12 protein-coding genes and 1 rRNA gene are annotated in these 10,686 nt (G+C 65.0%); 2 read left to right on the forward strand and 11 right to left on the reverse strand.

The window, feature by feature from the left end; genetic code table 11:
- Positions 1-44 precede the first annotated feature (44 nt).
- Positions 45-872 carry a M55 family metallopeptidase gene (locus EC845_RS16310; RefSeq protein ID WP_123299169.1) on the forward strand — a complete coding sequence of 276 codons (828 nt, stop codon included), beginning with the start codon at positions 45-47 and terminating at the stop codon, positions 870-872.
- 41 nt (positions 873-913) lie between these two features.
- The gene (locus tag EC845_RS16315; protein ID WP_255416912.1) at positions 914-1,657 is read left to right on the forward strand and encodes an aspartate/glutamate racemase family protein; all 744 of its coding nucleotides are present in this window, start codon (positions 914-916) and stop codon (positions 1,655-1,657) included.
- A gap of 16 nt (positions 1,658-1,673) precedes the next feature.
- Here EC845_RS16315 and hisF read toward each other — a convergent pair whose 3' ends face one another.
- The 11 genes from hisF to rrf all read right to left on the reverse strand — a co-directional run bounded on the left by hisF (position 1,674) and on the right by rrf (position 10,558).
- Positions 1,674-2,453, reverse strand: a complete 780-nt coding sequence (gene hisF / locus EC845_RS16320) for an imidazole glycerol phosphate synthase subunit HisF (RefSeq protein WP_123299171.1) — start codon at positions 2,451-2,453, stop codon at positions 1,674-1,676.
- Positions 2,454-2,530: 77 nt separating this feature from the next.
- Entirely contained in the window at positions 2,531-3,271 is a 741-nt protein-coding gene (gene hisA, locus EC845_RS16325) for a 1-(5-phosphoribosyl)-5-[(5-phosphoribosylamino)methylideneamino]imidazole-4-carboxamide isomerase (protein ID WP_123299172.1), read from the reverse strand.
- A 123-nt stretch (positions 3,272-3,394) separates the two neighbouring features.
- Positions 3,395-4,051, reverse strand: a complete 657-nt coding sequence (hisH, locus tag EC845_RS16330) for an imidazole glycerol phosphate synthase subunit HisH (RefSeq protein ID WP_123299173.1) — start codon at positions 4,049-4,051, stop codon at positions 3,395-3,397.
- Between the two features lie 68 nt (positions 4,052-4,119).
- The gene (gene hisB, locus EC845_RS16335) at positions 4,120-4,716 is read right to left on the reverse strand and encodes an imidazoleglycerol-phosphate dehydratase HisB (RefSeq protein ID WP_123299174.1); all 597 of its coding nucleotides are present in this window, start codon (positions 4,714-4,716) and stop codon (positions 4,120-4,122) included.
- Between the two features lie 170 nt (positions 4,717-4,886).
- Positions 4,887-6,209: a histidinol dehydrogenase gene (gene hisD / locus EC845_RS16340; RefSeq protein ID WP_123299175.1), complete on the reverse strand. Its 1,323-nt coding sequence runs from the start codon at positions 6,207-6,209 to the stop codon at positions 4,887-4,889.
- 5 nt (positions 6,210-6,214) lie between these two features.
- Complete coding sequence (gene hisG / locus EC845_RS16345; protein WP_123299176.1) at positions 6,215-6,877, reverse strand: ATP phosphoribosyltransferase; 663 nt, start codon at positions 6,875-6,877, stop codon at positions 6,215-6,217.
- Positions 6,874-8,169, reverse strand: a complete 1,296-nt coding sequence (murA, locus tag EC845_RS16350; RefSeq protein ID WP_370451341.1) for a UDP-N-acetylglucosamine 1-carboxyvinyltransferase — start codon at positions 8,167-8,169, stop codon at positions 6,874-6,876. Before murA ends, hisG begins: the two co-directional genes overlap by 4 nt.
- A 37-nt stretch (positions 8,170-8,206) precedes the next feature.
- Complete coding sequence (locus EC845_RS16355; RefSeq protein WP_123299178.1) at positions 8,207-8,449, reverse strand: BolA family protein; 243 nt, start codon at positions 8,447-8,449, stop codon at positions 8,207-8,209.
- A 90-nt stretch (positions 8,450-8,539) separates the two neighbouring features.
- Positions 8,540-9,295: an ABC transporter permease gene (locus EC845_RS16360; RefSeq protein ID WP_123299179.1), complete on the reverse strand. Its 756-nt coding sequence runs from the start codon at positions 9,293-9,295 to the stop codon at positions 8,540-8,542.
- A complete protein-coding gene (locus EC845_RS16365; protein ID WP_123299180.1) occupies positions 9,292-10,218 on the reverse strand; it encodes an ABC transporter ATP-binding protein in 927 nt (308 codons plus the stop codon). Before EC845_RS16365 ends, EC845_RS16360 begins: the two co-directional genes overlap by 4 nt.
- 227 nt (positions 10,219-10,445) lie before the next feature.
- Positions 10,446-10,558: ribosomal RNA gene (gene rrf, locus EC845_RS16370) — 5S ribosomal RNA — on the reverse strand.
- Between the last annotated feature and the right edge of the window lie 128 nt (positions 10,559-10,686).

Genomic DNA, 10,686 nt, shown 5'->3' on the forward strand with positions numbered 1-10,686 from the left:
ATCCGCTCCTCGATCGAGGTCCGTCGCACGGACCCGCCTTATCCATGAACATCCTGATCTCTGTCGACATCGAAGGCGTCGCCGGCGTCTACCACCCCGAGCAGGTACGCCCCGGCAACCCGGAATACGAACGTGCACGCCGGCTCATGGCCGCCGAGGCCAATGCCGCGATCGCCGGCGCCTACGACGCGGGCGCATCCCAGGTCTATGTGAACGACTCGCATGGTGCCTTCCGCAACATGCCGCCCGATCTGCTCGACGAACGGGCGCAGGCCATCCAGGGCAAGCCCCGTTACCTGAGCATGGTCTCGGGCGTCGAGCTCGGCATGGACGGCGTGTGCCTGATCGGCTATCACTCGCGCGCCCAGGGGCTCGGCATCCTGGCGCACACCATCAACAGCTTCGCGTTCGCCCGCATCGCCGTCGACGGCCGCGAGCTCGGCGAGGCGGGCCTCTACGGCGCCCTGGCCGGCGCCTATGGTGCAGCCGTCATCATGGCCAGCGGCGACGACGTGTTCATCGAAGAAAACCGCGACCTGTTTCCGCACACGACCTGGGTCCAGACCAAACGCGCCACAGGCGCCAACAGCGGCATCAGCCTGTCGCCTGCACAGTCCTGCGCCGCCATCCGGGCCGGTGTGCAGCAGGCCGTCGCCGGCCGCAGCGCCTGCCGGCCGCTCCTGCTGGCCGAAACCGGCAAGCCGCTGCAGATCACGCTGCAGACCCAGACCACCGCCCTGGCCGACCTGTTCTGCCAGTGGCCGGGCCTGGTGCGCACGGCAGGCGACGAACTGCGCTTCTCGGCGCCCGACATCGAGTCGGCGGTGCGTATGATCAACAGCCTGTCCGCCATGTCCAGCATGCTCAGATGACCCACGTCTCCCACCCTGCCTCTTCCGTTTTATCTGCTTCCGTGGCCGACACCGAGGCAACGACGGCGACCGTCGGCATCCTGGCCGGCATGGGCCCGGCTGCGGGGGTCGACTTCGCCCGGCTGTTTCTTCAGTCCTGCGACGCCTGCCTGCTCGAACGCGGGCAGGCCATCAACGACCAGGCCTATCCCGAGCATTGGCTGGCCCAGGTGCCCATCGTCGACCGCACCCGCGCGCTCAACGACCCCGAGGCCCCCCAACCGCTCGAAGCCACGCGCCGTACGCTGGGCCGGCTCGCCGATCTCGGCGCCCAGGCCGTGGCCATCTCCTGCAACACGGCGCATGCCTGGCATGCGCCGCTGCAGGCCAGCGCACCGGGCGTGCAACTGCTGCACATCGCCCAGGAAACCGTTGCCGAACTGGCACGCCGCGGCACCCGGCAGGCCGCTTTGCTGGCCACGACGGGCACCTACCGCATGGGGCTCTACGACCCGGCTTTCGAGGCCCACGGCATTCGCTGCATCGTGCCCGACGAGCAGACCCGGCGCTGGCTGATGGAAGGGATCTACGACGGCGTGAAGGTCGGCCGTCTGGCGCTCGCCGAAGAACGATTTGTGCAGGCCGGCATGCGGCTGCGCGAACAGCATGGCGATATTGCGCTGGTGATGGCCTGCACGGAAATCCCGCTGGCCCTGCCCCAGGCCGTTGCGGCCCGAGACTGGCCGTTGGTCGACCCCTCGGCCATCCTGGCCCGGGCCCTGGCGCGCGCAGCCTACCGGATGTAAGGCGGCCCCGGCGCGATCAGAGCCGAACGACGATGCCGCGTTCGGCCATGCGCGCCTTGGCCTGGCCCACGGTGTATTCGCCGTAGTGGAAGATGCTGGCGGCCAGCACCGCGTCGGCACCGCCCTGCTGCACGCCATCGGCCAGGTGATCGAGGTTGCCCACGCCGCCCGATGCAATCACCGGAACACCCACCGCATCGCTCACCGCACGCGTGAGCAGCAGGTCGAAACCGCTTTTCGTGCCGTCCTTGTCCATGCTGGTCAGCAGGATCTCGCCGGCACCCCGGCGGGCCATTTCGCTGGCCCACTGCACCGCATCCAGACCGGTGTTGCGGCGGCCGCCGTGGCTGTAGACGTCCCAGCCCTCGCCGCGCTGCAACAGGTCGTCGCCCTGGCGGCGTTTGGCGTCGATCGCCACCACGATGCACTGCGAACCGTATTTGTCCGAGGCTTCGTCGATGACCTGCGGATTGGCCAGCGCAGCCGAGTTGAAGCTGGTCTTGTCGGCGCCGGCATTGAGCAGACGGCGCACATCGGCCACGGTCCGCACGCCGCCGCCCACGGTCAGGGGAATGAACACCTGGGACGCGACCGCCTCGATGATGGGCAGGATCACGTCGCGCTCGTCGCTGGTGGCCGTGATGTCGAGAAAGGTCAGTTCGTCGGCGCCCTGCTCGTTGTAGCGCGCGGCGATTTCGACCGGGTCGCCCGCATCGCGCAGTTCGAGGAAATTGACGCCCTTGACGACGCGGCCGCCCGTGACGTCCAGGCAAGGAATGATACGTTTGGCCAGCATGATGAATCGCGATGGGAAATCAGGTCGGTGCCGGCAGGCAGCCGGCTGCCTCGGGGCGGGACAGAAGGAAAACCGGCTCAGCCGTTGAGTTCGTCGGCACGATCCTGGGCCACCGTGAAGTTCAGGTCGCCCGAGTAGATGGCACGGCCGCAGATCACGCCTTCCACGCCTTCGTCCTCGACGGCGCAAAGGGCGTCGATGTCCGCCATGTTCGACAGACCGCCCGAGGCGATCACCGGGATCGACAGGGCCTGGGCCAGCTTGACCGTGGCCTCGATGTTGATGCCGCTGAGCATGCCGTCGCGGCCGATATCCGTGTAGATGACCGACTCCACGCCGTAGTCCTCGAAACGTTTGGCCAGCGTCACGACCTCGTGACCGGTGAGCTTGCTCCAGCCGTCGGTCGCCACCTTGCCGTCCTTGGCATCGAGGCCGACGATGATGTGCCCGCCGAAAGCGCTGCAGGCATCCTGCAGGAAGCCGGGGTTCTTGACCGCTGCCGTGCCGATGATGACGTAACGAATGCCGGCATCGATGTACTGCTCGATCGTGTCGAGGTCACGGATACCGCCCCCGAGCTGCACGGGAATGTCGTTGCCGACCACTTTCAGAATCGACTTGATGGCCGACAGATTCTGCGGTTTGCCAGCAAAAGCACCGTTCAGGTCGACCAGATGCAGGCGCCGGGCGCCGGCTTCCAGCCACTGGGTGGCCATGGCGGCGGGATCGTCGCCGAAGGTTGTGGCTTGTGCCATGTCGCCCTGTTTGAGGCGTACACATTGACCGTCTTTCAAATCGATGGCGGGAATCAGCAGCATGATGGATACGGGATTACAGGCAAAACACGACCGGATGCGCGCCGGCCGAAAAAATGGATGGAAAGGAAAGATACACGAAGCCTGGCCGGACGCCCGAAGCGCACGGAAGCGGCTTCGTCGGCGTCACGGCCGCCATCCCAGGAAATTGCGGTAAAGCGCCAGCCCCTGGGCTGCGCTCTTTTCGGGATGGAACTGCGTGGCAAAAATATTATCGCGTGCAACAGCCGCGGTAAAGCGCCCGCCGTAATCGGCTTCGCCCACGCTGTGGATCGCATCGGCCGGACGGGCATAGTAGCTGTGGACAAAATAGAACCAGCTGTCGTCGGGCACATCGCCCCAGACCGCGTGCGGCCGAACCTGGCAAACACGGTTCCAGCCCATTTGCGGTACCTTGAAACGGCTGCCGTCGGGCTGGCTGCGGCCGGCCAGGTCGAATTTCACGACTTCGCCGGGAATCAGGCTCAGGCTCGGCGTGTCGCCCTCCTGGCTGTGATCGAGCAGCATCTGCATGCCCACGCACACACCGAACAACGGCTTGTTGGCCGCAGCCTCGAGCACCACGGGCAACAGGCCGGATTCGCGCAGTTCGCGCATGCAGTCGCGCATGGCGCCCTGGCCCGGCAGCACCACGCGTTCGGCCCGGTGCACATCGTCGGCCTGCGAGGTCACGATCACCTCGTAGCCCGTGCCTTCGGCGGCGACCTTCACCGCCTGCGACACCGACCGCAGATTGCCCATGCCGTAGTCAACGACAGCGACGGTTTTCACTCCACCATTCATAACGCGACTTCAGCAATCAGGGGTTGGGAAGACAGGACGACAGGATTCATATCGGGCGGCGCAAGCGCTCACAGCGAACCTTTGGTGGACGGAATCACGCCCGCACTGCGCGGATCGAGCTCGAGCGCGGCACGCAGCGCACGTGCAAACGCCTTGAAGACCGTCTCGGCCTGGTGGTGGGCGTTGATGCCGCGCAGGTTGTCGATGTGCAGCGTCACGCCGGCGTGATTGGCAAAGCCCTGGAAGAACTCGTAGGCCAGTTGGGTGTCGAATGCCCCCACCATGCCGCTGGTGAACGGCACCTCGAAGTGCAGCCCGGGCCGGCCCGAGAAGTCGATGACCACACGGCTCAGCGCCTCGTCGAGCGGCACGTAGGCATGGCCGTAACGGCGGATGCCTTTCTTGTCGCCCACGGCCTTGGCGACCGCCTGCCCCAGGGTGATGCCGACATCCTCGACGGTGTGGTGGCCGTCGATGTGCAGGTCGCCCTGGCAATGGATGTCGAGATCGATCAGCCCGTGTCGGGCGATCTGGTCGAGCATGTGGTCGAAGAAACCGATGCCGCTGGCCAGGGTGGCACGGCCGGTGCCGTCGAGATTGAGTTTGACGGTGATCTGGGTCTCCGCCGTCTGGCGGGACACTTCTGCGATGCGCGGGGCGTTCATGGACCGTATTGTCGCCGATTCACCGGCCAGCCCGTCGCGCCGGCCCCGCCGCTCACCGCAACGGAGCACTGCAAGCCCGTCCAGCGTCGCGTCAGGCCCACACCTGGGACACGTCGGGGGTCGGGCAAGTAGGTCGAAAGCCTGCGTTGCCCTAGCCCGTCATGGCCGGTTCAGGGTTTTTCCATGCGCATTTCGGCTGCACGCGCGTGCGCTTGCAGCCCTTCGCCATAGGCCAGCACGGCGGCGATCTGCCCCAGCTTGCGGGCACCCGCCTCGCTCACCTCGATCAGGCTGCTGCGCTTCTGGAAGTCGTACACGCCCAGCGGACTCGAGAACCGCGCCGTGCCGCTGGTCGGCAGCACATGGTTGGGCCCGGCACAGTAGTCGCCCAGGCTCTCGCTGGTATAGGCCCCCAGGAAGATCGCACCGGCATGGCGCAGCGAGGGCTCCCAGCGATGCGGATCCTGGCTCGAAACCTCCAGATGTTCGGGCGCAATGCGGTTGGCGATCTCGCAGGCTTCTTCCATGCTGCGCGTGTGGATCAGCGCACCCCGGTCGGACAGCGACTTGGCGATGATGGCCGCGCGCGGCATCTGCGGCAACAGGCGATCGATCTCGGCCTGCACCTGCTCGATATAGGCCAGGTCGGGACACAGCAGAATGCTCTGTGCCAGTTCGTCGTGCTCGGCCTGCGAGAACAGATCCATCGCGACCCACGGCGCCGGCGTGCTGCCATCGGCCAGCACCAGGATTTCGCTGGGACCGGCGATCATGTCGATGCCCACCGTGCCGAACACCCGCCGCTTGGCAGCGGCCACATAGGCATTGCCCGGACCGGTGATCTTGTCGACCGCCGGAATCGTCGCCGTGCCGTAAGCCAAAGCCGCCACGGCCTGCGCGCCACCGATGGTGTAGGCACGCGTCACGCCCGCCACATAGGCGGCCGCCAGCACCAGCGGGTTCTTGTCGCCGCGCGGCGTGGGCACGACCATGATGATCTCGCTCACGCCCGCCACCTGTGCGGGAATCGCATTCATCAGCACCGAGGACGGATAAGCCGCCTTGCCCCCCGGCACGTAGATGCCCACGCGGTCGAGCGGCGTCACTTTCTGGCCCAGCAGCGTCCCGTCTTCGTCGCGATACGACCAGGTTTCGCCGCTGGCCTTCTTCTGGGCCTCGTGGTAGCTGCGGACCCGGCGTGCGGCCGCTTCCAGCGCCTCGCGCTGTTCGGCAGGTAAGCCGTCGAAAGCCGCCCGCAATTCGTCGGCCGTCAGCGTCAGCGCCTCCATGCCCTCGGCCGCCAGGCCGTCGAAACGGTGCGTGTACTCGAGCACGGCGGCATCGCCGCGCGCCTGGACATCGGCCAGGATCTCGGCCACGCGCTGCTCGATGGCGGCATCGGCTTCGGCCGACCAGTGCAGCCGGGCCTTGAAAGTGGCATCGAAATCGGCCGACTGAGTGGAAAGGCGGACGGGACGGGCAATAAATTCCATGGCGTTCATTCCGGCCGGATGGCTCCGGCGAAGGCATCGATGATGGTGCGGATACGGGCTTGTTTGAGCTTGAGCGCCGCCTGATTGACCACCAGGCGGGAGCTGATGTCCATGATGCGCTCGACTTCGACCAGCCGGTTGGCCTTGAGCGTGTTGCCGGTCGAGACCAGATCGACGATCGCATCGGCCAGTCCCGTCAGGGGCGCCAGCTCCATGCTGCCGTAGAGCTTGATCAGGTCGACGTGCACGCCCTTGTTGGCAAAGAACTCACGCGCGATGGCCACGTACTTGGTGGCCACCCGCAGGCGCGAGCCCTGGCGCACGGCGCCCGCGTAATCGAAGCCGTCGGGCACCGCCACGCTCATGCGGCAGCGGGCGATGCGCAGGTCGAGCGGCTGGTACAGTGCAGCCCCGCTCGAAGCGCCCCAATCGGCGCTGTGTTCGAGCAGCGTGTCCAGACCGGTCACGCCCAGGTCTGCGCCGCCGTACTGCACGTAGGTCGGCACGTCGGTGGCGCGAACCAGCACCACCCGCACGTCGTCCTGATTGGTCGGCAGGATGAGCTTGCGGGATTTTTCCGGATCCTCGAGCACCGTGATGCCCGCAGCCGCCAGCAGCGGCATGGTTTCGTCGAAGATCCGTCCCTTGGACAAGGCGAGCGTGATCATGCGCTGATCCTTTCGATATCCGCGCCGATACCGCGCAGCTTGCTTTCCATGCGGTCGTAACCGCGGTCGAGGTGATAGATGCGTTCGACCACCGTTTCGCCCGAGGCCACCAGTCCGGCGATCACCAGGCTGGCCGAGGCCCGCAGATCGGTCGCCATGACGGTGGCGCCCGACAGTTGCGGCACGCCTTCGACCGTCGCCGTGCGGCCGTCGATGCGAATGTTGGCGCCGAGCCGCACCAGTTCGTTGACATGCATGAAACGGTTTTCGAAGATGTTCTCGGTGATCACCGAGGCGCCGTTCGACACCGCGTTGAGCACCATGAACTGCGCCTGCATGTCGGTCGGGAAACCGGGATACTCGCTGGTGCGCAAGGTCTGCGCACTCAGGTTCACGAACGCCGGCGCGGCCGCCTTGACCCGCAGGCCACCGGGCTGCTCGTCGACGGAGGCACCGGCCTCGCGCAGCTTCTCGATCACGGCCTCGAGGTGGTCGGCGCGGGCGTCGCGCAGCAGCACGTCGCCGCCGGTCGCCGCCACCGCGCACAGGAAGGTGCCGGCTTCGATGCGGTCGGCCACCACCGCATGCTCGCAGCCGTGCAGGCGCTCGACGCCCTGGATGCGAATGCAGCTCGTGCCGTGACCTTCGATGCGCGCGCCCATCTTGATGAGCATCTCCGCCAGATCGACGATCTCGGGTTCACGCGCCGCGTTCTCGAGCACCGTCTCGCCTTCGGCCAGCGTCGCCGCCATCAGCAGGTTCTCGGTGCCCGTCACGGTGACCATGTCGGTGGTGATGCGCGCGCCCTTGAGCCGTGTCTGCCCTTCGGGCAACTGGGCCTGGATGTAACCGTGATCGACCATGATCTGCGCGCCCATGGCCTGCAGACCCTTGATGTGCTGGTCGACCGGACGCGATCCGATGGCGCAGCCACCCGGCAGCGACACCGTCGCCACGCCCAGGCGGGCCAGCAGCGGGCCCAGCACCAGGATGGAGGCGCGCATGGTCTTGACCAGCTCGTAGGGGGCTTCGTGCTTGTCGAGCGTCCGGGCACAGAAGTTCAGGTCGCTGTTGTCGCCGGCCGGCTCGATCACCACGCCCATGTTGGCGATCAGCTGCCGCATGGTGCGGATATCCTGAAGCTGCGGCACGTTGTGCAGCGTCACGGTGTCGGTCGTCAGCAGCGTGGCGCAGAGTTCGGGCAGCGCAGCATTCTTGGCGCCGGAAATCTGCACGTCGCCTTGAAGGCGATGACCGCCCTTGATCAATAGTTTGTCCATGTTTTTGTGCATCCGCTGCCAACCCGCAGGGGTCGTCGCGGCAGGCCAGTCAGCGTTGTTGTGCCGCCCATTCGGCGGGGGTATAGGTCTTCATCGACAAGGCATGAACCTCGTCCGTGCGTATTTTCTCACCCAGCGTGGCGTAGACCGCCTGGTGACGCTGGATCAGGCGTTTGCCTTCGAAGGCTACGGACACCACGGTCGCGTACCAATGGCGTCCATCGCCGTCGACGACCAGATGCTCGCAGGGCAGGCCCGCCGCAATCAGTTGCTGCAGTTGTTCGGATGTCATGGATGGGGCTTGATCTGATAGGTATAAAAAACCGCAGGCGGCGAGCGTACGCCACCTGGGCCGAGCCGGGCGCGACGGCGCCGGGCATCGTCAATGGCGTATCTTGTAGCCGATTTTCAGCAAGTGTATGGCCAATGCGCTCACCACCAGCCAAGCCGAGCCCACCACCGCCAGGCTGAGCCACGGCGAAGCGTCTGCCACACCGAAGAAGCCGTAGCGGAAACCGTCGATCATGTAGAAGAACGGATTGAGCAGGCTGACCTGCTGCCAGAAAGCGGGCAGCGAGTGAATGGAATAGAACACGCCCGACAGAAACGTCATGGGCATGATCAGGAAGTTCTGGAACGCCGCCATCTGGTCGAACTTCTCGGCCCACAGCCCGGCAATCAAACCCAGCGTCGCCAACAGGGCGGCCGCCAGCAGCGCGAACAACAGAATCCATAGCGGATGGGCAAAGCTCACCGGCACGAACGCCACCGTGGCCAGCAGCACGCCCAGGCCGACCACCAGGCCACGCAGCATCGACGAGCCGACATACCCGGCAAACCACGCCCAATGCCCCAGCGGCGTCAGCAGGATGAAGACCAGGCTGCCCATGATCTTGCTCTGGATGAGCGACGACGAGGCATTGGCAAAGGCGTTCTGCAGCACGCTCATCATCACCAGGCCGGGAATCAGGAACGAGGTGTAGGCCACCTGATCGTAGACACGCACGTGGTCGTCGAGCACATGGCCGAAGATCATCACATACATCAATGCCGTGAGCACGGGCGCGGCAATGGTCTGGAAACCCACTTTCCAGAAACGCAGGACTTCCTTGTAGAACAGCGTACGCCAGCCGGTCATGCCACAAACTCCTGCGGCACGTCACCACGCGCCATCACTTCAAGAAACACGTCCTCGAGATCGGGACGGCGAATCTCCACGTCCTCCGGATACAGGCCGGCTTCGCGCAGCACCGTCAGGTAGGACTCGATTTCCGCCGCATTGCTGGCCGGAAGCTGAACGATACGACCCGTCACACGGGCCTTGGCGGCCAGGATCTCGGGCAGGATCGCATCGATCTTGAACTTCAGCACATTCGATGTGGAGGCACCGAGCAGTTCGGACATGCGCTGCAGGGCAACGACCTTGCCTTGCTTGAGCATGGCGACGCGCGAGCACAGCGCCTCGGCTTCTTCGAGGTAATGGGTGGTGAGCAGCACGGTGTGGCCTTGCTTGTTGAGGCGTGCCACGAACTGCCACAGCGTCTGGCGCAGTTCCACATCGACACCGGCCGTCGGCTCGTCGAGCACGATCACCGGCGGACGATGCACCAGCGCCTGCGCCACGAGGACGCGGCGCTTCATTCCGCCCGAAAGCTGCCGCATGTTTGCCCCGGCCTTGTCGGTCAGGCCCAGGTTGTGCAGCAGCTCGTCGATCCAGTCGTCGTTCTGGCGGATGCCGAAATAACCCGACTGGATGCGCAGCGTTTCGCGCACGGAAAAGAAAGGATCGAACACCAGTTCCTGGGGCACGATGCCCAAGGTACGGCGGGCCTGGGCAAAGTCTTTCTGCACATCGTGACCGTGCACGGTCACCCGTCCGTCGGAGGCGGCACTGAGGCCGGCCAGGATGCTGATCAGCGAAGTCTTGCCGGCGCCGTTGGGCCCCAGGAGGCCAAAAAACTCGCCGGGCTCGATGTCGAACGACACGTTCGACAAGGCACGGACAGATCCTTTGGGACTGTCGTACTGCTTGGTGATGGATTGGAAGGAAATAGCTTTCATCGCAGTCCGGATTCTAGGCAGTGGCCGTGTTTTATGCCTCGGCCCCAACAATAGCCCTAGCGGCTGTCCCATGCAGGGCCGCGGCCGTCGGCCACAGGTCGCAGGCGCAGAAAAGCGTGCTTTCAGCGACCGCATCCCCTGCGCATCGGCTGGAGCGCCAACGAAAAGGTGTTGACCCAAAGCAAAACGCCCAACCTTTTGAGGGGTTGGGCGGTTTGTTTATAAGAGCCTGACGATGACCTACTTTCACACGGGAACCCGCACTATCATCGGCGCGGAGGTGTTTCACTGTCCTGTTCGGGATGGGAAGGAGTGGGACCACCTCGCTATGGTCATCAGGCATAACTGGTTGCATTGCAGTTCGAATGAACTGCAACACGAATTTATAGAATCGAATTCAGCTTGTTTATTCAGAATTTTTTGATTGCGTCTCTTGGCATATTTCTTTGAAGCTACGATTGTAGATCA

This window comes from Comamonas sp. BIGb0124, assembly GCF_003752175.1.
Lineage (GTDB): Bacteria > Pseudomonadota > Gammaproteobacteria > Burkholderiales > Burkholderiaceae_C > Comamonas_F.

What these genes read in the sequence shown, in the direction of transcription:
- EC845_RS16310 (WP_123299169.1), top strand. Translation starts at nt 45, where the DNA reads ATGAACATCCTGATCTCTGTCGACATCGAAGGCGTCGCCGGCGTCTAC.
- hisF (WP_123299171.1), bottom strand. Translation starts at nt 2,453, where the DNA reads ATGCTGGCCAAACGTATCATTCCTTGCCTGGACGTCACGGGCGGCCGC.
- hisA (WP_123299172.1), bottom strand. Translation starts at nt 3,271, where the DNA reads ATGCTGCTGATTCCCGCCATCGATTTGAAAGACGGTCAATGTGTACGC.
- hisH (WP_123299173.1), bottom strand. Translation starts at nt 4,051, where the DNA reads ATGAATGGTGGAGTGAAAACCGTCGCTGTCGTTGACTACGGCATGGGC.
- hisB (WP_123299174.1), bottom strand. Translation starts at nt 4,716, where the DNA reads ATGAACGCCCCGCGCATCGCAGAAGTGTCCCGCCAGACGGCGGAGACC.
- hisD (WP_123299175.1), bottom strand. Translation starts at nt 6,209, where the DNA reads ATGGAATTTATTGCCCGTCCCGTCCGCCTTTCCACTCAGTCGGCCGAT.
- hisG (WP_123299176.1), bottom strand. Translation starts at nt 6,877, where the DNA reads ATGATCACGCTCGCCTTGTCCAAGGGACGGATCTTCGACGAAACCATG.
- murA (WP_370451341.1), bottom strand. Translation starts at nt 8,169, where the DNA reads ATGCACAAAAACATGGACAAACTATTGATCAAGGGCGGTCATCGCCTT.
- EC845_RS16355 (WP_123299178.1), bottom strand. Translation starts at nt 8,449, where the DNA reads ATGACATCCGAACAACTGCAGCAACTGATTGCGGCGGGCCTGCCCTGC.
- EC845_RS16360 (WP_123299179.1), bottom strand. Translation starts at nt 9,295, where the DNA reads ATGACCGGCTGGCGTACGCTGTTCTACAAGGAAGTCCTGCGTTTCTGG.
- EC845_RS16365 (WP_123299180.1), bottom strand. Translation starts at nt 10,218, where the DNA reads ATGAAAGCTATTTCCTTCCAATCCATCACCAAGCAGTACGACAGTCCC.